The sequence below is a fragment of the Roseburia intestinalis L1-82 genome (assembly GCF_900537995.1).
Lineage (GTDB): Bacteria > Bacillota > Clostridia > Lachnospirales > Lachnospiraceae > Roseburia > Roseburia intestinalis.
Window position 1 is genome coordinate 1398661 of sequence record NZ_LR027880.1, and the last position, 22243, is coordinate 1420903.

Consider the following 22243-nt stretch of genomic DNA (forward strand, 5'->3'; position numbering starts at 1 on the left):
GCAATTACGCATATCACAAATGCTGGTTTGTGGGTGATATGAGTTTCCCTGTGTAGGGTGGTTCTGGGGAGTTACGATTGGCAAATTGCATCAAGCCGGGACTGTTTTGTTCCGTTGTCCGAAAATAAGAAAGTCTAAGTATGCCTGATTCAGGTTGAGGCGGAGTGACGTGTGCGTCCTAAATGTGCCGTCCGGGCACATTAGGACTTGTGCTGCCGTCCATGGCAGCACAACACTGTATTGTGAACAGGCATACAAAGACTTTCTAATTTTCTCCCAAAGTCACAAAACGAGTCCTGGCTTGATGCGATTTGCCAGCCGCAAGGTTGTGAACCACCCTTAGCCGGGAAACTCATTTTACAACCTTGGGGGTGCGTAAATTTTTGTGACATTCATTTCAAAAAGGTTGAAAAATCTCGACGCAATCTGTTATATCTATGCTTTTAAACATACATACTTGGAATAATAATCTGCATTATTAGTCTGTTAATTTACGAAATGATTAATGTAATGCAACATAGCAGATGAAACTTCAGACAAGTCATCAGGCTGAATATCAGTGATATTGCACATTAGGATTTTAAGCATATTTCCATTCGTGCGAATATCAAAAATTCACACCCGCGCCCCCATTTTGAGATGAACCGCCCACCCAAATGGTGTTTCATAACCTGGAGGCTGGCATCTTGCGCAAAGCCTGAGCTGATTTTGTGACTTTGGGAGAAAATTAGAAAATCTTAGTGTGTCTGTAGATACACAGTGATGTTCTGCCACGGATGGCAGAACAAGGCTTCACGAGCCACGGATGGCTCGTTGAACGCCGGTCACGTCACTCCGAGAAAATCTAACTCAGACACACTTAGACTTTTCTTATTTTCGTACAATGGAACCAAAATTAACTCCGGCTTTGCGCAAGATGCCACTCACAGACCTGCGACACACCATTGGGACGGGCGATTTATTTCATAAACAAACCAACATTTGGTAAGTAGCTTATGATATAGTATAGCCTATCCCACAAAAGAAAAGAAGTCATATTTGTATATTTTGTATAAAATTCATGAAAAAACGACCGGAAAATTGCATATAGTGAAAAATTTAACAAACACAGAATAAAGTCGAGAAAAAGGCTTGAACTTTCAAAAGAAATTGGTTAAAATAAAGGAAGCTTGGGACGGGCATAAGTCCCATCAAGTTATCACATTTACAAATTCTAGGAGGAATTAAAAATGGCAGTAAGAGTAGCAATCAATGGTTTTGGCCGTATTGGTCGTCTTGCTTTCAGACAGATGTTTGGAGCAGAAGGATATGAAGTAGTAGCAATCAATGATTTAACAAGTCCTAAAATGTTAGCACACTTGTTAAAATATGATTCATCTCAGGGTAAATATGAGCATGCTGATGAAGTTTCCAGCACAGATGATTCTATCATCGTTTGCGGTAAAGAGATCAAAATCTACGCTTTCCCAGATGCAAACAACTGCCCATGGGGAGATTTAAAAGTTGACGTTGTATTAGAGTGCTCCGGTTTCTATACAAGCAAAGAAAAAGCACAGGCTCATATCAATGCAGGTGCTAGAAAAGTTGTTATCTCTGCTCCAGCAGGAAATGACCTTCCTACTATCGTTTATAATACAAACCACGAGACATTAAAAGCTTCTGATACAATCATTTCAGCAGCTTCCTGTACAACAAACTGCTTAGCACCAATGGCAGATGCATTAAACAAATATGCTCCGATCCAGTCTGGTATCATGGTAACAATCCATGCTTACACAGGTGATCAGATGACTCTTGATGGACCTCAGAGAAAAGGTGATTTAAGAAGATCACGTGCAGCAGCAGTTAACATCGTTCCTAACAGCACAGGTGCTGCAAAAGCAATCGGTCTTGTTATCCCAGAGTTAAACGGTAAGTTAATCGGATCTGCTCAGCGTGTACCGACCCCAACAGGTTCTACAACAATCTTAACAGCAGTTGTTAAGAAAGCTGGCGTAACAAAAGAAGACATCAACGCAGCTATGAAAGCAGCAGCTAACGAGTCCTTCGGTTACAACGAGGATGAGATCGTTTCTTCCGATATCGTAGGAATGAGATATGGTTCATTATTCGATGCAACTCAGACAATGGTTAACCAGGTATCTGATGACCAGTACGAAGTTCAGGTTGTTTCATGGTATGACAACGAGAACTCTTACACATCTCAGATGGTTCGTACAATCAAATACTTCAGTGAGTTAGCATAATCGACGGGTTACGATAACTATATGCGACTTTTAGCAGGTCCGGTCCTATTGGACCGGGCCTGTTTTTATACCTCAATTATATAAAAGGAGGACATATTTTATGTCATTAAACAAAAAATCAGTAGACGACATTAATGTAAAGGGAAGAAGAGTACTTGTAAGATGTGATTTCAACGTTCCGTTAAAAGAAGGAAAAATCACAGATGAGACTCGTATCAACGCAGCTCTTCCTACCATCCAGAAATTAATCAACGATGGTGGAAAAGTAATTCTCTGTTCACATCTTGGAAAAGTAAAAAACGGACCAAACGAAGGCGAGTCTTTAGCTCCGGTAGCTGAGAAACTTTCTGAGAAACTTGGCAAAAAAGTAAACTTCGTATCTGATTACAATGTAACAGGTGAGGCAGCTACAAAAGCAGTTGCTGAAATGAACGAAGGAGATGTTGTATTATTACAGAATACACGTTTCCGTGGTGCTGAGGAGACAAAGAACGGCGAAGAGTTCAGCAAAGAGTTAGCTGATCTTGCAGACGATTATGTATGCGACGCATTCGGTTCCTCCCACAGAGCACATGCTTCTGTTGCAGGCGTTACAAAATTCATCACTGCAAAGGGTGGTTCTAACGTAGTTGGTTACTTAATGCAGAAAGAGATCGATTTCCTTGGAAACGCTGTTGAAAATCCGGTAAGACCGTTCGTAGCAATCCTTGGTGGTGCAAAAGTTGCAGATAAATTAAATGTTATCTCGAACTTATTAGAGAAATGCGATACATTAATCATCGGTGGTGGTATGGCATATACTTTCTTAAAAGCACAGGGATATGAGATCGGTAAATCTTTAGTAGATGATACTAAGATCGATTACTGTAAAGAGATGATGGCAAAAGCAGAAAAACTTGGAAAGAAATTACTCCTTCCGGTAGATGCTGTAACCATCGCAGATTTCCCGAACCCGATCGATGCTCCGGTAGAAGTTACTGTATGTGACGTAAAAGATATGCCGGCTGACAGAGAGGGATGCGATATCGGACCAAAGACTCAGGAGTTATATGCTGATGCAGTTAAGACAGCAAAGACTGTTGTATGGAACGGACCGATGGGTGTATTTGAGAACCCGACATTAGCAGCTGGTACGATCGCAGTTGCAAAAGCACTTGCTGATACAGATGCTACAACAATCATCGGTGGTGGTGATTCCGCAGCAGCTGTTAACCAGTTAGGATTCGGCGACAAGATGAGCCATATCTCTACCGGTGGTGGAGCTTCCCTTGAGTTCTTAGAGGGTAAGGAATTACCAGGTGTCATGGCAGCCGATGATAAGTAAAAATAGTTGCAGTGTAAAGTTGGCTGCCATGACACCTTAGTTATGGCAGCCGACGACAAATAAGATCAACAAACTTTAAAATGGGAAAAAGAGGATAAGATCATGGCAAGAAAGAAAATCGTAGCCGGCAACTGGAAAATGAACATGACTCCAAGCCAGGCTGTTAAATTAGTAGAGGAATTAAAACCATTAGTAGTAAGTGATGATGTAGAAGTTGTTTACTGTGTACCGGCAATCGACATCGTACCTGTTGTTGAGGCTGTAAAAGGAACCAACGTAGCAGTAGGCGCTGAGAACATGTACTATGAGGAGAAAGGTGCTTACACCGGAGAGATCGCTCCAGAGATGTTAGTTGACGCTGGCGTAAAATACGTTATCATCGGTCATTCCGAGAGACGTGATTACTTCAAAGAGTGCGACTGCATGTTAAACAAAAAAGTGAAAAAAGCTTTCGAGCATAACTTAACACCAATCCTTTGCTGTGGTGAGACATTAGAGCAGAGAGAGATGGGAATCACTTTAGACTGGATCCGTATGCAGATCAAATCTGACTTAAAAGACGTTACTGCAGAGCAGGTTGCTTCTATGGTAATCGCTTATGAGCCGATCTGGGCTATCGGAACAGGAAAAACTGCAACCACAGAGCAGGCAGAGGAAGTCTGCAAGGCAATCCGTGACTGCATCAAAGAAGTATACGGTGCTGACACTGCAGAGAAAGTTCGTATTCAGTACGGCGGATCTGTAAATGCAGGTAATGCAGCAGAGTTGTTTGCACAGCCTGATATCGATGGTGGTTTAGTTGGCGGAGCTTCCTTAAAAGCTGATTTCGGTAAGATCGTAAACTATAAATAAATCATAATCAGGTTAAGGGGATTCTCTCTGGGAGTGAAAGCAGAAGGAATCCCCTTTTCCCTTGATATATGCGGAAAATGTGAAATATATGAAAAAGAAAATAGCACGGATCCTGATATGTGTCCTGATTATAATCTGCGGTTGGAACGTGATGGTAAGAGAATGGAACCAGGCAGGAAAAACGGATTCGGAATATAAAGAAAATAATGCGAATGCAAGGGCACAGAGCTCTAACAGTCAGGACGTTTCACTGGAAGACGATTTACAGGAAACGGAGACATCCATACAACATAGTGGATCAAATAACAGATCAGAAAATGAGAATATAACAGGTAATTCCGGGAACTCATCGGGAAAAAATGAAAGAGACGATGAAAAAGCGGATGCCGATGACAGCATAAAAACAGATGTAACGAAAAATGAAACGGATATTGCGGACAATCAGGTCAACGGGGATATGGAAATAAAAAATGAACCGGCAGAAGAAGAGCCGACCGAAGATCCCTATGAATATGAAACCGGGTATATTTTTCTGGGAGATTCCAGATTTTATCTGATGAATGAGGAATGCAAAATCGAAGATGTGCCGAATTTTTTTGTGGTATCCTGTCCTGGAATGGGATATGCGTGGCTGGCAGATACTGCGTTCCCGAAGGTACAGTTGCTGCAGCGGCAGCATACGGAAATCAAAAACTGGATTGTGATTTGTGGACTGGGAGTCAATGACCTGACATCGATCCGTTCCTATCTGAACAAATATCGCAGATGGCCGGAAAGTTCAAAACTTTATCTGTTGTCTGTGAATCCGACAAAGTCAGGTGCTCCGGTAAGATGTAATAATCAGAGGATTGAAGCATTTAATAACCGCATCAAGAAGGTGGAGAATGCTACATATATCGATTGTTACCGATATCTGACGAATCTTGGGTTTGGAACAAAAGGAGACGGACTCCATTATGATGCGCCCACGAACTGGGCGATTTATTCCTATATATTAGAAAAGCTTAATAAGGATGCCGGAGGGGATCCGGTCACGGAAACAGAATGCCAGGCAAAGGCAAAGAAGTTTGAAAAACAGCTGAGCCAGAAAAACTATTGAAAACAGATGAGGTTATCAGTATAATGGTTCTGGATTAGGAGAATCGTATACTTTTGATAAATGGAAAGAGAATAGAAAGTGAGGAAACAAAACATGAGTAAGAAACCTACCGTATTAATGATCTTAGACGGATTTGGACTGAATGAAAAAACAGAGGGCAATGCCGTAGCACAGGCAAAGACACCGGTGATCGACGGACTTATGAAAGACTATCCGTTTGTAAAAGGAAATGCAAGTGGTCTTGCAGTTGGTCTTCCTGACGGACAGATGGGTAACTCTGAGGTAGGACATTTAAATATGGGTGCCGGAAGAATCGTATATCAGGAACTGACGAGAATCACAAAAGAAATCAGCGATGGCGATTTCTTCAAAAATCAGGCATTATTAGATGGTATGGAAAACGTAAAGAAAAACGGTTCCGACCTTCATTTATACGGACTGTTATCAAACGGTGGTGTACACAGCCACATCACACACCTGTTTGGCCTGCTTGATATGGCAAAAAAAGAGGGCGTTGAGAATGTATATGTACATTGCTTCTTAGACGGACGTGATACTGCTCCGACTTCCGGTAAAGAGTTCATCGAAGAACTGGAAGCTAAGATGAAAGAAATTGGTGTTGGCAAGATCGCATCTATTTCCGGACGTTACTACGCAATGGATCGTGATAACAGATGGGATCGTGTGGAGAAAGCATACAAAGTGCTGACCACTGGCGAGGGAGAAACTGCTGAGAGCGCAGTAGCAGCTATGGAAGCATCTTATGCAAAAGATGTGACAGATGAGTTCTTCGTTCCAACTGCAATTACAGAGAACGGCAAACCGATCGCAACAATCAAAGACAACGATACTGTTATTTTCTTTAACTTCCGTCCTGACCGTGCGCGTGAGATCACAAGAACATTCTGTATGGATGATTTTGATGGATTTGACCGTGGCGCAAGAAAGAACGTAAAATACATCTGCTTCACAGAGTATGACGTGACGATTCCGAACAAAGAAGTTGCATTTAAGAAAGTAGAACTGAAAAATACATTTGGTGAGTATTTAGCAGCACATGATATGACACAGGCAAGAATCGCCGAGACAGAGAAATATGCACATGTTACCTTCTTCTTCAACGGCGGTGTGGAAGAGCCAAACAAAGGTGAGGATCGTATTCTTGTAAAATCTCCGAAAGTAGCTACCTACGATTTACAGCCGGAGATGAGCGCACCGGAAGTATGCGACAAGTTATGTGCAGCAATCCGTTCTGAGAAATATGATGTCATCATCATCAACTTTGCAAACCCGGATATGGTTGGTCACACCGGAATCTTAGACGCAGCGATCAAAGCAGTTGAGACAGTAGATACCTGTGTTGGAAAAGCAGTTGAGGCATTAAAAGAAGTAGACGGACAGATGTTCATCTGCGCAGATCACGGAAACGCTGAGCAGCTTGTAAACTACGAGACCGGCGAGCCGTTAACATCCCACACAACCAACCCGGTTCCATTTATTCTCGTAAATGCAGATCCTTCCTACACCTTAAAAGAGGACGGATGCCTTGCTGATATCATCCCGACTATGATCGAGCTGATGGGAATGGAGCAGCCGGCAGAGATGACAGGAAAATCTTTACTGATCAAAAAATAAAAGAGCGATATAATATAGCCGGATAAAAAGATGCCACAGACTGGTATATTTATTTTTGGACAGGCAGGGCAGCTGCTGTCAGAAAGAAATTTATCAGTTTTGTGGCACTTTTTTTGAAAGGAAAAGGATCATTTTCCGGTAAAATTCATGCAGGAAAGAAGCTGAGAAAGTGAGAATAAGAGAATATAAACAAAAATATAAGTACAACTTATAATATGATTAAAACTATACAAAAATACTAATAAAAAGAACTGATTTTTCTATATCACATATCGATGTCCATACGGGCAAAATCATTGACTTTCCAAAAGACTATGTATTATAATTTTTGAGTAACATCAGAAAATGATATGGTGCTTATAACACCGGAAAAGAGGACAAAGAGGATGAGTAGCAAAGTATTTCAGCCAATTAAAGAGGGAAAAGTACGTGAAGTATATGATAACGGCGACAGCCTGATCATTGTAGCGACAGACAGAATTTCTGCTTTCGATCATATTTTGAAGAACAAAGTCACTAAAAAGGGTGCGATTCTGACTCAGATGTCTAAATTCTGGTTTGATTTAACAAAAGATATCGTTCCAAATCATATGATTTCTGTTGATGTAAAAGATATGCCGGAGTTTTTCCAGGAGGAGAGATTTGACGGCAACAGCATGATGTGCAAAAAATTAGAGATGCTTCCGATCGAGTGCATCGTCCGCGGATACATCACAGGAAGCGGCTGGGAGAGCTATAAAGAAAACGGTACCGTATGCGGCATCAAACTGCCGGAGGGATTACAGGAGTCCGACAAACTGCCTGAGCCGATTTTTACACCGAGTACCAAGGCAGAGATCGGTCTGCATGATGAGAATATCTCCTTTGAGCGCTGCAGAGAGATCTTAGAGAAAGAGTATCCGGGAAAAGGTGCTTCCTACGCAGAACAGATCAAAGATTATACGATCGCTTTATATAAAAAATGTGCCGAATATGCACTGACAAAAGGTATCATCATTGCAGATACCAAGTTTGAATTTGGTTTAGATGAGAATGGCAATGTTGTATTAGGGGATGAGATGCTTACACCGGACAGCTCCAGATTCTGGTCATTAGAGGGTTACAAACCGGGACAGGGACAGCCGTCCTTTGACAAACAGTTTGTAAGAGACTGGTTAAAAGCAAATCCGGACAGTGATTACCTGTTACCGGATGATGTCATCGAAAAGACCGTGAATAAATACAAAGAGGCATATGAGCTTCTGACAGGTAAGAAATTTGCTTAATGGAGATACATTTATGGACAACAATGGATTTGTGAAAGATACACCATGGCAGACGAATGGGGACAGCGGACTGCACGAGGAATGTGGTGTATTCGGAATGTACGACTTTGATGGCGGAGACGTTGCGTCTACGATCTATTATGGTCTTTTTGCATTGCAGCACCGTGGACAGGAGAGCTGTGGTATTGCGGTCAGTGAAACGAACGGACCCAAGGGAAAGGTGACCTCATACAAAGGCATGGGACTTGTCAATGAGGTATTCACGCAGGATAATTTAGAACCTATGCATGGCGATATCGGTGTCGGACATGTCCGTTATTCGACGGCAGGAGCTTCCACCCGTGAGAATGCACAGCCATTGGTTCTTAATTATGTAAAGGGAACGTTAGCGCTCGCACACAACGGAAACCTGATCAATGCAATGGAACTGCGCAAGGATTTAGAGTATACCGGAGCAATTTTCCAGACGACGATCGACTCTGAGGTCATCGCCTATCACATTGCCCGTGAGCGTTTAAATTCAAACAGTGTGGAAGAGGCAGTGGGACGTGCCTGCCAGAAGATCAAGGGTGCGTTTGCACTGGTAGTGATGAGCCCGAGAAAGTTAGTCGGAGCGCGTGATCCGTACGGTTTTAAACCGCTCTGTATTGGAAAACGTGACAATGCCTACATTTTGGCATCCGAGACCTGTGCACTTGATACGATCGGCGCGGAGTATGTCCGTGATGTACTGCCGGGTGAGATCGTTACGATCACACCGGAGGGCGGCATTCAGTCTGACCTTTCTTTAGCACTGCCAAAAGAAAAAGAGGCGCGCTGTATTTTTGAATATATTTACTTTGCAAGACCGGACAGCCATATCGACGGTGTCAGTGTCTATGCATCCAGGATCAAGGCAGGACGTTTCCTCGCCATGGATTCACCGGTGGATGCAGACCTTGTCGTCGGTGTTCCGGAGTCCGGAAATGCTGCAGCACTCGGTTATTCCCTGCAGTCGGGGATTCCGTATGGCACTGCATTTGTGAAAAACGGCTATGTCGGAAGAACTTTCATCAAGCCGAAACAGAGCAGCAGAGAGTCCAGCGTGCGCGTGAAATTAAATGTTTTAAAAGAGGCGGTCGATGGAAAACGTATCATTATGATCGATGATTCCATTGTCCGCGGTACGACATCAGACCGCATCGTAAAAATGCTGCGTGATGCCGGTGCAACCGAAGTGCATGTAAGGATCAGTTCCCCACCATTTTTATGGCCGTGTTACTTTGGAACAGATATCCCGGAGAGAGAACAGCTCATTGCATACAATCGTTCCATCGAGGATATCCGTAAGATCATTGGTGCGGATTCCCTTGGATACCTTGGAGTTGAGCGTTTAGAGGAAATGGTCGGCGGATTAAGTATCTGTAAGGGATGCTTTACGGGTACCTACCCGATGGAACCGCCGAAAGAAGACATCCGGGGCGATTTTGAGAGATAGATAATAACAAATGTTAAGGAGAACAGAAATGAGTACAGACAGATATACAAGTCCGTTATCTGAGCGTTATGCCAGCAAGGAGATGCAGTATATTTTTTCACAGGACAAAAAGTTCCGTACCTGGAGAAAATTATGGATTGCATTAGCTGAGACAGAGATGGAGTTAGGACTTTCCGAGAATGGAAAGCCGGTTATTACACAGGAACAGATCGACGAGTTAAAGGCACATGCTGAGGACATCAATTATGATGTAGCAAGAGAGCGTGAAAAATTGGTTCGTCATGATGTTATGAGTCATGTATATGCATATGGACAGCAGTGCCCGAAGGCAGCAGGAATCATCCATCTTGGAGCAACATCCTGTTATGTTGGTGATAACACCGATATTATTTTAATGAGGGAGGCATTGGAGCTGGTTCATAAAAAACTGGTCAATGTTATCGCAGAACTTGCAAAATTTGCAGATACTTACAAAAATCTGCCGACACTGGCATTTACCCATTTCCAGCCTGCACAGCCGACGACTGTTGGAAAGCGTGCAACACTGTGGGCACAGGAATTTATCATGGATCTTGAGGACCTAGAGTATGTCATGGGATCTTTAAAACTGCTCGGTTCCAAGGGAACGACCGGAACACAGGCAAGTTTCTTAGAACTGTTTGATGGAGATCAGGAGACGATTGACAAGATCGACCCGATGATCGCTGCAAAAATGGGATTCAAAGAGTGCTATGCAGTTTCCGGACAGACTTATTCCAGAAAAGTGGATACACGCGTTGCAAATATTCTTGCAGGTATTGCGGCAAGTGCACACAAGATGTCAAATGATATCCGTTTGTTACAGCACTTAAAAGAAGTGGAAGAGCCGTTTGAGAAGAACCAGATCGGATCTTCTGCCATGGCATACAAACGCAATCCGATGCGTTCCGAGCGTATCGCATCCTTATCGCGTTATGTCATGATCGATGCTTTAAACCCGGCGATCACTTCCGCAACACAGTGGTTTGAGCGCACCTTAGATGACTCTGCAAACAAGAGACTTTCCATTCCGGAAGGATTTCTTGCAATCGATGGTATCTTAGACCTGTGCTTAAATGTAGTGGATGGATTGGTTGTATATGATAAAGTAATCACCAAACATTTAATGGCAGAACTCCCGTTTATGGCAACGGAAAACATTATGATGGACGCTGTAAAGAATGGCGGCAACCGTCAGGAGTTACATGAAAAGATCCGTACCTTATCCATGCAGGCAGGAAAGACTGTAAAAGAGGAAGGAAAAGACAACAATCTGCTTGAACTGATCGCTGCAGATCCTGAATTTAACCTGACATTAGAGGCACTGCAGTCCACGATGGATCCGGCAAAATATGTGGGACGTGCACCGATCCAGGTGGATAAATTCATTGCAAATGTGGTAAAACCGATTCTGGATGCAAACAAGGAAGAACTTGGTGTAAAAGCGGAAATCAATGTATAATAATGGATCATAACATGACCTGTATCAGTAATTTGCTGATACAGGTTTTTTGTTACAATTTTGCTGTTTTGTCACTTACGAAAACGATAGGATCCTGTTACAATCAAAGTATCATAAGTATTGGAAAAGGAGAAGGTTATTATGGCAAACAGAATTATGTTAAACGAAACATCTTACCACGGAGCAGGGGCGATCGAAGAGATCGCAACAGAGGCAAAGGCGCGTGCTTTCAAAAAAGCATTTGTATGTTCTGATCCGGATCTGATCAAATTTGGTGTTACAAAAAAGGTAACGGATATTCTTGACAAAAACGGACTTGCTTATGAAATTTATTCAGATATCAAAGCAAACCCTACGATCCAGAATGTACAGCACGGTGTTGAGGCATTTAAGAAAGCGGAAGCCGATTACCTGATCGCAATCGGTGGAGGATCTTCTATGGATACCTCAAAAGCGATCGGAATCATTATTGCCAATCCGGAATTTGAGGATGTCAGAAGTCTTGAGGGAGTTGCACCCACGAAAAAACCATGCGTACCGATCATTGCAGTACCTACGACCGCCGGTACGGCAGCAGAGGTTACGATCAATTATGTTATCACAGATGTGGAGAGAAAGAGAAAATTCGTCTGTGTCGATCCACATGATATGCCTGTCATTGCAATCGTGGATCCGGATATGATGTCTTCCATGCCAAAGGGACTGACAGCTTCCACCGGTATGGATGCCCTGACACATGCGATCGAGGGATATACAACCAAAGCTGCATGGGAAATGACAGATATGTTCCATCTGAAAGCGATTGAAATTATTTCAAGATCCCTGCGTGATGCAGTTGACAACAAGAAAGAGGGACGTGAGGGAATGGCACTTGGACAGTACATTGCCGGAATGGGATTTTCTAACGTAGGTCTTGGAATTGCACATTCCATGGCTCATACCTTAGGTGCTGTTTATGATACACCACATGGTGTTGCATGTGCCATGATGCTTCCAATCGTTATGGAGTACAATGCGGACTGCACCGGAGAGAAATACCGTGAGATCGCCCGTGCAATGGGAGTCAAAGGTGTGGACGATATGTCTGTGGAAGAATATCGTAAAGCAGCAGTTGATGCCGTACAGAAACTCTCTGTTGATGTGGGAATCCCGACAAAACTTGAGGCATTAAAAGAAGAAGATCTTGATTTTCTTGCAGAATCTGCTCATGCAGATGCATGTGCTCCGGGTAACCCGAAAGATGCCAGTGTGGAAGATCTTAAGAATCTTTTCCGCAAACTGATGTAATTGCAGCGGTGAAATCATAGAATGTATGCTTTATGATTCGTATATTGTCATAAGTAAAAGAAAACCTTTCAGGCATAATTGTTTTGCCTGGAAGGTTTTTTTGTAACAGAAATGTTTATGAATGTAACATTTTCCTGCATCAAACCAACCCGTATTTATGAAATACAGTCTGCAGTTCTTCCGGCATGGCAGATGCAAGGGCATGTGCGAGTTCTTCGGCAGAGCATTTGCGATAGCCAAGCACCCACTGTACGGTCATATAAATGGAACCCTGGCAGTACATTTCTAACTGAAACTGCAGCTGACGGGAAAGTCTGCACGCCATGCGTGTCTCAAGCTGTTCGGTGTAAAAGGCACAGATCAGTTGAAAATCATGATCTCTCAGACAATTCTGATCGTCATTTTTAAAAGCTGCTTTAAAAAAGAGCTTTTCCTGCTGGATATAATGAAATTTATTTACCAGTCCTTCATACACAGTTTTCCCTTCACCCATATGTTCGAAAGATTCCAGTAAAATTTTATCAAAATACCAGTTGATAAGGTCATACTTATCCTTAAAATTCCGGTAAAAGGTCTGGCGTGTCACGCCGCAGGTCTCCACAATCTCCGTGACGGTGATCTTCTCTACGGAGGCGGATTTCATGCATTCTTTCATTGCGGTGGCAAGTTTGTATTTGATGGTTTCATTTGTTTTATGTTCTGATGGCATGGGAAAATCTCTTTCTTTTTACGTTGTGATTAGTTCGTGCTGGTCTGTATTTTATTCCGCAGTGTTCCTTCTTATCTGGCACTGCTCATAGCTTAATACATTATACCATACATGGTCAGGAATAAAGCGAATTTATAGAGATTTTATAAAGTGGTATTTTAAGAAAAAACAACTTGTTAACACATGCATACAAGTTGTATGCTGAAAGTATAGAAGAAGTGGTTTACATCTGAAAGGAGAAGGGATAATGAGTAACGCAAAGCAGACGATTGAAACCGGAAAAGCAGTACTTGGTATTGAATTCGGTTCAACTAGGATCAAGGCGGTTCTTGTAAATGAGACGGGGGAGCCGATTGCATCCGGTGCACATGACTGGGAAAACCGTTTGGAGGATGGCATCTGGACATACAGTCTGGATGATATCTGGACGGGACTTACCGACTGTTATGGCAGATTAGCAGAGGATGTAAAGGAAAAATACGATACGGTGATCACATCACTCGCAGCGATCGGATTTTCCGGAATGATGCATGGCTATATGGCATTTGACAAAGACGGGGAGTTACTTGTACCGTTCCGCACCTGGCGCAATACGATCACGGGGGAGGCTGCGGCAGCACTTACAAAGGAGTTTTCCTTTAATATTCCACAGCGCTGGAGCATCGCACATTTATATCAGGCGATCTTAAACGGGGAAGAACATGTAGGAAACATTTCGTATTTTACAACCTTAGCCGGATACATTCACTGGAAACTGACCGGAGAGAAAGTACTTGGTGTCGGAGAGGCATCCGGTATGTTCCCGATCGACGCAAAGACAAGAGATTACAATCAGACAATGATCGATAAATTTGACGCACTTGTCGCACCAAAAGGATATCCGTGGAAACTGCGTGAGATCCTGCCGAAAGTTTTAGTTGCAGGGGAGGCAGCAGGAACGTTGTCTGCTGAGGGAGCAAAACTGTTGGATAAGAGCGGCAATCTTTCCGCAGGCATTCCACTCTGCCCGCCGGAGGGAGATGCAGGAACCGGTATGGCTGCGACAAATTCCGTTGCAGTCCGCACAGGAAATGTATCTGCCGGAACATCCGTGTTTGCGATGGTCGTTCTCGAGGAAGATTTAAAGAATGTACATGAGGAGCTTGACATGGTAACCACACCGTCCGGTGATACCGTTGCGATGGTTCACTGCAATAACTGTACATCAGACCTGAATGCATGGGTTGGATTATTCAAAGAATTTGCAGAAGCCTTTGGCATGAAACCGGATATGAATGAGTTGTTTGGAACACTTTACCGGAAAGCATTAGAGGGAGATAAAGACTGTGGAGGCCTGCTTGCCTACAATTATTTCTCCGGTGAGCCGGTAACCGGTTTAAATGAAGGCCGTCCGCTTTTCGTGCGCAGACCGGATGCACATTTTACACTGGCAAACTTTATGAGAAGCCATCTTTATGCATCACTTGCCACGTTAAAGATCGGTCTGGATATCCTGTTAAAAGAGGAAAAAGTAAAAGTAGACCGCATTTACGGGCATGGAGGACTGTTTAAGACAAAAGGAGTCGGACAGGGAATCCTTGCTGCGGCAATGGATGCGCCGGTAGCAGTTATGGAAACTGCAGGCGAGGGCGGCCCATGGGGCATGGCACTGCTTGCATCATACATGGTACACAAAGCAGAAGGCGAAACATTAGAGCAGTATTTATCCGGTAAGATCTTTGGTGGGGAAACAGGAACTGTCATGGAGCCGGATCCGGCGGATGTGGCAGGATTTGATGCTTATATTGAAAACTATAAAAAGGCACTGGAAGCAGAAATGGCAGCGGTAGAGACGATGCCGATCTTATAAAAATAATAAAAAAATAAAGTGTATCAGGAGGGAATTTGCACATGTTAAAAACAAAAAATTATAAATTCTGGTTTTGCACCGGATCACAGGATTTATACGGGGATGAGTGCTTAGAGCATGTGGCAGAGCATGCAAAGATCATCGTTGCAAAGTTAAATGAGTCAGGGGTACTTCCTTATGAAGTCATCTGGAAACCGACACTGATCACAAACGAGCTGATCCGTAAAACGTTTAATGAGGCAAATATGGATGAAGAGTGTGCAGGTGTCATCACATGGATGCATACATTTTCACCGGCAAAATCCTGGATCTTAGGTTTACAGGAGTACAGAAAACCATTATTACATTTACATACACAGTTCAATGAAGAGATCCCATATGATTCCATCGATATGGATTTCATGAATGAAAACCAGTCTGCGCATGGTGACAGAGAGTACGGTCATATTGTGACCCGTATGAGAATCGAGCGCAAAGTGGTTGTCGGACACTGGTCTGATCCGGTGGTACAGGAGAAGATCGCTTCCTGGATGCGCACCGCAGTCGGCGTGATCGAGAGCAGCCATATCCGTGTGATGCGTGTCGCTGACAATATGAGAAACGTTGCGGTAACTGAGGGCGATAAAGTAGAAGCACAGTTAAAATTCGGCTGGGAAGTGGATGCATATCCGGTCAATGAGATCGCGGAGTCCGTCGCAGCAGTATCCGAATCTGATACCAATGCCCTTGTAGATGAATATTACGAGAAATATGACATTTTATTAGAGGGACGTGATCCGGAAGAATTCCGCCGTCATGTTGCAGTCCAGGCACAGATCGAGCTTGGTTTTGAACGTTTCTTAGACGAAAAGAATTACCAGGCGATCGTAACCCACTTTGGAGATCTTGGTGCATTAAAACAGCTTCCGGGACTTGCAATCCAGCGTCTGATGGGAAAAGGTTACGGATTTGGAGCAGAGGGTGACTGGAAAGTTGCTGCCATGGTCCGTCTGATGAAGATTATGACCGAGGGCAAAAAGGATGCAAAGGGAACATCCATGTTGGAGGATTACACCTACAACTTTGTCAAAGGCAAAGAAGGAATCTTAGAGGCACATATGTTGGAAATCTGTCCGTCCATCGCAGATGGCCCGATCAGCATCAAGTGCCAGCCACTCTCCATGGGTGACAGGGAAGATCCTGCAAGACTGGTATTCACATCCAAAGAAGGTAAAGGTATCGCAACTTCCCTGATCGATCTTGGCAACCGTTTCCGTCTGATCATCAATGATGTGGACTGCAAGAAAGTGGAAAAACCGATGCCGAAACTTCCGGTAGCGACAAACTTCTGGACACCACAGCCGGATCTCTATACCGGTGCAGAGGCATGGATCCTTGCAGGCGGCGCACATCATACCGCATTTACATACGATCTGACCGCAGAGCAGATGGGCGACTGGGCAAATGCAATGGGCATCGAGGCTGTTTATATTGACAAAGATACGAAGATCCGTGATTTCAAACGTGACTTACAGATTGGGGAACTGTTTTATCGTTAAACACTGGAAAAGCATGTGCATATTTTGAAACAAAAACTTGTTTTGTGAAAAGTGTGCACATGCACGCAAAAAAGTTGTGCAAAATCATGAAAACACAAAAACACGGTTGAAGTTTTAAATAAAAGAGATTATCATAAGTAAAACAAGTTGTGTGCACGAGCACACAAAGAAAAGGAGAGGTATAGTATGAAATTTTTTATTGACACAGCAAATGTAGAGGATATTCGTAAAGCAAATGATATGGGAGTGATCTGTGGTGTTACCACGAACCCATCCCTGATCGCAAAAGAGGGAAGAGATTTTAACGAAGTAATCAAAGAGATCACATCCATCGTAGACGGACCGATCAGCGGTGAGGTAAAAGCGACAACTGTTGATGCAGAGGGCATGATCAAAGAGGGACGTGAGATCGCAGCGATCCATCCGAACATGGTTGTAAAAATTCCTATGACAGTAGAAGGCTTAAAGGCAGTAAAAGTTCTCTCTGCAGAGGGCATCAAGACCAATGTAACACTGATCTTTACTGCAAATCAGGCACTCCTCGCAGCAAGAGCAGGCGCAACCTATGTTTCTCCATTCCTTGGAAGATTAGATGATATCAGTACAGCAGGCATCGATCTGATTCAGGATATTGTTCAGATCTTTGACAACTATGGACTTGAGACAGAGATCATCGCAGCATCCATCCGTAACCCGATCCATGTCACAGACTGCGCATTAGCAGGTGCACATATCGCAACCGTGCCGTACAACGTAATCGTCCAGATGACAAAACACCCACTGACCGACGCAGGAATCGAAAAATTCCAGAAGGACTATAGAGCGGTTTTCGGTGACTAAGGTTTTAAAAAAAGACTATAGAAACCGCTCTGCCGTCTTCGGAGAGTAAAAATGGTTTGAAAAACTACAAAGACGGCTTTGCGGTTTTTGGTGAATAAAAGATTGTGAAAGACGGTAGAAACCGCTCTGCCGTCTTCGGAGAGTAATAAAAATCATTGCGAAACCCGTCAGCAGCTTAACGTGAGAAGAGTTTGAGGTGGGTTTCGCAGAGTTTATATGACACTAAAGGAGGGTATCAATGACTATCACAGAACTGAAGCAGACTGCAGTCGAGGTTCGCAAGGGCATCGTGACTGCAACGCATGCTGCGAAGTCGGGGCATCCGGGGGGATCGCTTTCGGCGACAGAAATTTTTACATATTTATATTTTGAAGAGATGAATATTGATCCAAAAAATCCGAAAATGGAGGATCGTGACCGCTTTGTCTTATCGAAAGGACATACGGCGCCGGGACTTTATTCTGCGCTGGCAAACCGCGGATATTTTCCGGTGAAGGATTTGGAGACATTGCGTCATACCGGTTCCTATTTACAGGGACATCCGGATATGAAGCATATTCCGGGAGTGGATATGTCATCCGGTTCTTTAGGACAGGGAATTTCCTGTGCGGTCGGAATGGCACTTGCAGGAAAGATGGATCACAAAGATTACCGTGTTTATACGCTGTTAGGTGATGGCGAGATCGAGGAAGGCCAGGTGTGGGAGGCATCCATGTTTGCCGGACACCGTAAGCTTGACAATCTGGTAGTGATCGTCGACAATAACAACATGCAGATTGACGGAACATTAGATGAAGTCTGCTCACCGGATCCGATCGATAAAAAGTTTGAGGCTTTTAATTTCCATGTGATCCATGTCGCAGATGGAAATGATTTTGCACAGCTTGCGGAGGCTTTTAAAGAGGCAAGGGAGACAAAAGGCATGCCGACAGCAATCATCGCACATACCTTAAAAGGAAAAGGTGTTTCTTATATGGAAGGTCAGGTAGGCTGGCACGGAAAAGCACCGAACGATGAGGAATATGCGATTGCAATGGAAGAACTGGGAAAGGCGGGTGAAGCATTATGTCAGAAGTAAAAATGATCGCGACCAGAGAAAGCTATGGTAATGCATTAGCCGAACTTGGAAAAGAAAAAGAAAATCTGGTTGTGCTGGATGCGGATCTCGCAGCGGCAACAAAAACAGGTATTTTTAAGAAAGCATTTCCGGAGCGCCATATTGACTGCGGGATTGCAGAGGCGAATATGACAGGAATTGCAGCAGGACTTTCCACCTGTGGAAAAGTACCGTTTGTCAGCACATTTGCCATGTTTGCAGCGGGACGTGCCTATGAGCAGGTGCGCAATTCAATCGGTTATCCACATCTGAACGTAAAGATCGGAGCAACACATGCAGGCATTTCTGTCGGCGAAGATGGAGCAACACATCAGTGCAATGAAGATATCGGACTGATGCGTGAAATTCCGGGCATGGTTATCATTAATCCGAGTGATGATGTGGAAGCGAAGGCAGCTGTGCGTGCGGCTTACGAGTATGTGGGTCCGGTTTATCTGCGTTTTGGACGTCTGGCGGTTCCGGTCATCAATGATAATCCGGAATATAAGTTTGAAATCGGTAAAGGTGTGGAACTGCGAAAAGGAAAAGATATCACGATCTTTGCGACAGGTCTTTGTGTGTCGGAGACGTTAAAAGCAGCAGAAACTCTGGCTGCAAATGGTATCGACGCACAGGTCATCAATATTCATACGATCAAACCGTTGGATGAGGAACTGGTGTTAAAAGAAGCAAAGCAGACCGGTCGTGTGTATACGGTGGAGGAGCATTCGATTATTGGAGGACTTGGCAGTGCAGTGGCAGAGCTCCTCGGTGAAAAATGTCCGACAAAAATCACAAGAATCGGTGTAAAAGATGTGTTTGGAGAGTCCGGACCGGCAAAAGAATTGCTTCATAAATATGAACTGGATGCAGAGGGCATTGCAAAACGTATTATGGAGGAACAAAAATCATGTTAGAGGAATTAAAAAAACAGGTCTATGAGGCAAATATGGAACTGCCGCGGCGCGGGCTGATCACCTACACATGGGGAAATGTCAGCGGAATTGACAGAGAGAGCGGATATTTTGTGATCAAGCCAAGCGGTGTGGATTATGATGCATTATCCCCGGATGATATGGTTGTCATGGACTTAGAGGGCAATAAGATCGAGGGAAGATACAAACCGTCATCTGACACGGCAACGCATATTGAACTTTATAAAAAATACGAAGAGATCGGTGGAATCGTACATACCCATTCCCCGGAAGCTGTCGCATGGGCGCAGGCAGGAAGAGATATCCCTCTTTATGGAACCACACATGCAGACTACTTTTTCGGTCCGATCCCGTGTGCAAGAAACCTGACGCCGGAGGAGATCGAGGAAGCCTACGAGAAAAATACCGGATTAGTCATCATCGAGACATTTGAGACAAGAGGCATCAAACCGATGTATACACCGGCGGTACTCTGTAAGAATCACGGACCGTTTACCTGGGGAAAAGATGCCGCAGAGGCAGTCCACAATGCAGTTGTGTTAGAGGAAGTTGCCAAAATGGCAAAGAATACAGAACTTTTGAACCCGAAAGTACTTCCGGCGCCGGACTGCATCAAAGAAAAGCATTTTTACCGTAAACACGGCGCAAATGCATATTACGGTCAAAATTAAAAACAGCGGCGGAAATAAAGCTGCGCGGAAATGAGGTTTAAGATGAGTGGTATTGAGTTTGGAAAAACAAAAGAAGGAAACACAGTTACAAAATATCTGCTGAAAAATAAAAATGGTATGGAAGTTGCTGTGATGGATCTTGGGGCAACGATCGTATCCGTGCTTGTGCCGGATCGGGAAGGTGTGAACCGTGATGTTGTGTTGGGATATGATACATCGCAGGAATACCAGGATCACACCTGTTATTTTGGGGCGGTGATCGGACGCAATGCAAACAGGATCGGCGGTGCGAAAGTTGTTTTAGATGGAAAGGAATACCAGCTTGAAAAAAATGACAACGGGAACAACCTGCACAGTGGGAAAAATGGCTTCAATTCAGTCATCTGGAATGTGGAACAGCAGAAGGAAGATGAGATTACATTTTCGTATCTGAGCAAGGACTTAGAGCAGGATTTCCCAGGAAATATGACTGCAAAGGTTACATATACAGTAACAGATGATAATGCGCTCTCGATTGCCTATGAGGCGGTTTCCGATCAGACCACAGTTGCGAACTTCACGAACCACGCTTATTTTAATCTGAATGGTCATGATTCCGGATGTATGGAAAATCAGGAGCTTGAAATTTTAGCATCCTATTATACGCCGGTAAAAGATGGCGAAGCGATTCCTACCGGTAATGTGGAAAAGGTTGCCGGAACACCGATGGATTTCCGCAAAATGAAAAAAATCGGTCAGGACATCGGAGTAGATTTTGAACAGCTTAAGTTTGTCGGTGGATATGACCACAATTTTGTGTTAGATAAGGCTGATGGGACAATGCAGCTTGCAGCCCGCGCAAGATCAGAGAAATCCGGTATCTGTATGGATGTCTATACGGACTGTGTCGGTATCCAGCTGTATGCCGGAAATTTCATTGGAAAACAGACCGGAAAAGGCGGTGCATCTTATGATTCCCGCCACGCATTCTGTCTGGAAACACAGTATTTTCCGAATGCAGTGAATGAACCGAATTTTAAATCCCCGGTTTTACATGTGGGAGAAACTTATCATTCTCAGACAAAGTATTGTTTTTCTGTGAAGTAACAGGCAGTATGCTCAGACGTAGATCTGTCAGCATGAATAAAAGATGATGTATAAAACAGTGCCACATCTATTTGAAGAATTCGATGACTGCCAATGCGTTTGAGGAGGATCGCAAGCGTGCACTTGAGGTAGGTATGGATGGTTATATCGCAAAGCCGATCCATATGGAGAGTGTGTTAGATGCGCTGCAGGAGGGGCTTGCAGGGAAACATTGAAAGAAAACTGATTGATACGAATTGACAATGGTTATGTATGGTTATATTATGAATATAACCATACATAACCATTTTTAATGCATAGGAGTATGAGATTGCAGATGGAGGAATAGAATACGAAATCCGAAAGATCGTATCAGAGAGATAGATAACCGGTTAGAACAACTGCCGAAGGGAACACTGACTTATAAGAATATTAACGGTAAAAAACAGCCGTATATCCAGCGGACAGTGGAGGGAAAGTCAGTCAGCTGTTATGTTAAGCTATCACAGCGGGAACAGGTACTGGCAGAGTTTGAAGAACGGGGAAAGCTTTCGGAAGAGAAAAAGCGGCTGCTTGCGTATGTGGATGGACTGCAGAATATTTTAAAACGAAATCCATATCTGAATGCGGGAGTCGGGTGCGGATATCAGGATTTTAAAGATTTTGCATGTGGCAGACAGTTTTATGTGGATAAGACACATTTTATTGCAGAATGGGTTTACAGGGATGCAAAAGTCACGCTGATCACGAGACCAAGAAGATTTGGCAAGACGACACTTCTTAGTACAGTTGAGACTTTTTTGATCCGAGATTTGCAGACCATCCGGAATATTTTGAAAAGTTAAGGGTCTGGGGGATAAAGAGATCCGAAAACT

General features: G+C 43.7%; 19 protein-coding genes. 18 read left to right on the forward strand and 1 reads right to left on the reverse strand.

The features are described 5' to 3' along the window. Positions 1–1229 precede the first annotated feature (1229 nt). From gap to fucO, 9 genes are all read left to right on the forward strand, one after another. Positions 1230–2246: a type I glyceraldehyde-3-phosphate dehydrogenase gene (gene gap, locus RIL182_RS06500; RefSeq protein ID WP_006858106.1), complete on the forward strand. Its 1017-nt coding sequence runs from the start codon at positions 1230–1232 to the stop codon at positions 2244–2246. Positions 2247–2346: 100 nt separating this feature from the next. After that, entirely contained in the window at positions 2347–3570 is a 1224-nt protein-coding gene (locus RIL182_RS06505) for a phosphoglycerate kinase (RefSeq protein ID WP_006858105.1), read from the forward strand. Positions 3571–3672: 102 nt separating this feature from the next. Next, on the forward strand, positions 3673–4422 hold the full coding sequence (gene tpiA / locus RIL182_RS06510; RefSeq protein WP_006858104.1) for a triose-phosphate isomerase: 750 nt from the start codon (positions 3673–3675) through the stop codon (positions 4420–4422). Between the two features lie 88 nt (positions 4423–4510). After that, a complete protein-coding gene (locus RIL182_RS06515) occupies positions 4511–5521 on the forward strand; it encodes a hypothetical protein (protein WP_006858154.1) in 1011 nt (336 codons plus the stop codon). Positions 5522–5614: 93 nt separating this feature from the next. Further along, on the forward strand, positions 5615–7156 hold the full coding sequence (gene gpmI, locus RIL182_RS06520; protein WP_006858103.1) for a 2,3-bisphosphoglycerate-independent phosphoglycerate mutase: 1542 nt from the start codon (positions 5615–5617) through the stop codon (positions 7154–7156). Between the two features lie 350 nt (positions 7157–7506). Beyond that, positions 7507–8421 carry a phosphoribosylaminoimidazolesuccinocarboxamide synthase gene (locus RIL182_RS06525; RefSeq protein ID WP_006858153.1) on the forward strand — a complete coding sequence of 305 codons (915 nt, stop codon included), beginning with the start codon at positions 7507–7509 and terminating at the stop codon, positions 8419–8421. Between the two features lie 13 nt (positions 8422–8434). Next, a complete protein-coding gene (gene purF / locus RIL182_RS06530) occupies positions 8435–9898 on the forward strand; it encodes an amidophosphoribosyltransferase (RefSeq protein ID WP_015521580.1) in 1464 nt (487 codons plus the stop codon). A gap of 28 nt (positions 9899–9926) precedes the next feature. Further along, positions 9927–11378, forward strand: a complete 1452-nt coding sequence (gene purB / locus RIL182_RS06535) for an adenylosuccinate lyase (protein WP_015561450.1) — start codon at positions 9927–9929, stop codon at positions 11376–11378. Positions 11379–11519: 141 nt separating this feature from the next. After that, positions 11520–12665, forward strand: a complete 1146-nt coding sequence (gene fucO / locus RIL182_RS06540) for a lactaldehyde reductase (RefSeq protein WP_015561451.1) — start codon at positions 11520–11522, stop codon at positions 12663–12665. 139 nt (positions 12666–12804) lie between these two features. On the opposite strand, the gene RIL182_RS06545 is transcribed toward fucO, so the two are convergent. Beyond that, positions 12805–13374, reverse strand: coding sequence for a TetR/AcrR family transcriptional regulator C-terminal domain-containing protein (locus tag RIL182_RS06545; RefSeq protein WP_006858102.1), 570 nt, complete (start codon positions 13372–13374; stop codon positions 12805–12807). Positions 13375–13621: 247 nt separating this feature from the next. Here RIL182_RS06545 and RIL182_RS06550 point away from each other — a divergent pair, with 247 nt between their 5' ends. The 9 genes from RIL182_RS06550 to RIL182_RS21935 all read left to right on the forward strand — a co-directional run bounded on the left by RIL182_RS06550 (position 13622) and on the right by RIL182_RS21935 (position 22213). After that, positions 13622–15223, forward strand: a complete 1602-nt coding sequence (locus RIL182_RS06550) for a xylulokinase (protein ID WP_015521583.1) — start codon at positions 13622–13624, stop codon at positions 15221–15223. Between the two features lie 41 nt (positions 15224–15264). Continuing rightward, entirely contained in the window at positions 15265–16761 is a 1497-nt protein-coding gene (gene araA, locus RIL182_RS06555; RefSeq protein ID WP_006858100.1) for an L-arabinose isomerase, read from the forward strand. 186 nt (positions 16762–16947) lie between these two features. Next, complete coding sequence (fsa, locus tag RIL182_RS06560) at positions 16948–17601, forward strand: fructose-6-phosphate aldolase (protein ID WP_006858099.1); 654 nt, start codon at positions 16948–16950, stop codon at positions 17599–17601. Positions 17602–17839: 238 nt separating this feature from the next. Further along, entirely contained in the window at positions 17840–18679 is an 840-nt protein-coding gene (locus RIL182_RS06565; RefSeq protein WP_006858098.1) for a transketolase, read from the forward strand. Continuing rightward, positions 18667–19614, forward strand: a complete 948-nt coding sequence (locus tag RIL182_RS06570) for a transketolase family protein (protein WP_015561452.1) — start codon at positions 18667–18669, stop codon at positions 19612–19614. Before RIL182_RS06565 ends, RIL182_RS06570 begins: the two co-directional genes overlap by 13 nt. Next, complete coding sequence (locus tag RIL182_RS06575) at positions 19608–20303, forward strand: L-ribulose-5-phosphate 4-epimerase (protein ID WP_006858095.1); 696 nt, start codon at positions 19608–19610, stop codon at positions 20301–20303. The genes RIL182_RS06570 and RIL182_RS06575 overlap by 7 nt, the downstream gene beginning before the upstream one ends. A 42-nt stretch (positions 20304–20345) precedes the next feature. Next, on the forward strand, positions 20346–21389 hold the full coding sequence (locus RIL182_RS06580) for an aldose epimerase family protein (RefSeq protein WP_015521587.1): 1044 nt from the start codon (positions 20346–20348) through the stop codon (positions 21387–21389). Positions 21390–21460: 71 nt separating this feature from the next. Continuing rightward, positions 21461–21604, forward strand: coding sequence for a response regulator (locus tag RIL182_RS06585; RefSeq protein ID WP_242655599.1), 144 nt, complete (start codon positions 21461–21463; stop codon positions 21602–21604). Between the two features lie 231 nt (positions 21605–21835). Continuing rightward, complete coding sequence (locus RIL182_RS21935) at positions 21836–22213, forward strand: AAA family ATPase (protein WP_006858093.1); 378 nt, start codon at positions 21836–21838, stop codon at positions 22211–22213. Positions 22214–22243 lie beyond the last annotated feature (30 nt).

Excerpts from the sequence above, each read along its gene's own strand:
- gap (WP_006858106.1), top strand. The coding sequence starts at position 1,230 with ATGGCAGTAAGAGTAGCAATCAATGGTTTTGGCCGTATTGGTCGTCTT.
- RIL182_RS06505 (WP_006858105.1), top strand. The coding sequence starts at position 2,347 with ATGTCATTAAACAAAAAATCAGTAGACGACATTAATGTAAAGGGAAGA.
- tpiA (WP_006858104.1), top strand. The coding sequence starts at position 3,673 with ATGGCAAGAAAGAAAATCGTAGCCGGCAACTGGAAAATGAACATGACT.
- RIL182_RS06515 (WP_006858154.1), top strand. The coding sequence starts at position 4,511 with ATGAAAAAGAAAATAGCACGGATCCTGATATGTGTCCTGATTATAATC.
- gpmI (WP_006858103.1), top strand. The coding sequence starts at position 5,615 with ATGAGTAAGAAACCTACCGTATTAATGATCTTAGACGGATTTGGACTG.
- RIL182_RS06525 (WP_006858153.1), top strand. The coding sequence starts at position 7,507 with ATGGTGCTTATAACACCGGAAAAGAGGACAAAGAGGATGAGTAGCAAA.
- purF (WP_015521580.1), top strand. The coding sequence starts at position 8,435 with ATGGACAACAATGGATTTGTGAAAGATACACCATGGCAGACGAATGGG.
- purB (WP_015561450.1), top strand. The coding sequence starts at position 9,927 with ATGAGTACAGACAGATATACAAGTCCGTTATCTGAGCGTTATGCCAGC.
- fucO (WP_015561451.1), top strand. The coding sequence starts at position 11,520 with ATGGCAAACAGAATTATGTTAAACGAAACATCTTACCACGGAGCAGGG.
- RIL182_RS06545 (WP_006858102.1), bottom strand. The coding sequence starts at position 13,374 with ATGCCATCAGAACATAAAACAAATGAAACCATCAAATACAAACTTGCC.
- RIL182_RS06550 (WP_015521583.1), top strand. The coding sequence starts at position 13,622 with ATGAGTAACGCAAAGCAGACGATTGAAACCGGAAAAGCAGTACTTGGT.
- araA (WP_006858100.1), top strand. The coding sequence starts at position 15,265 with ATGTTAAAAACAAAAAATTATAAATTCTGGTTTTGCACCGGATCACAG.
- fsa (WP_006858099.1), top strand. The coding sequence starts at position 16,948 with ATGAAATTTTTTATTGACACAGCAAATGTAGAGGATATTCGTAAAGCA.
- RIL182_RS06565 (WP_006858098.1), top strand. The coding sequence starts at position 17,840 with ATGACTATCACAGAACTGAAGCAGACTGCAGTCGAGGTTCGCAAGGGC.
- RIL182_RS06570 (WP_015561452.1), top strand. The coding sequence starts at position 18,667 with ATGTCAGAAGTAAAAATGATCGCGACCAGAGAAAGCTATGGTAATGCA.
- RIL182_RS06575 (WP_006858095.1), top strand. The coding sequence starts at position 19,608 with ATGTTAGAGGAATTAAAAAAACAGGTCTATGAGGCAAATATGGAACTG.
- RIL182_RS06580 (WP_015521587.1), top strand. The coding sequence starts at position 20,346 with ATGAGTGGTATTGAGTTTGGAAAAACAAAAGAAGGAAACACAGTTACA.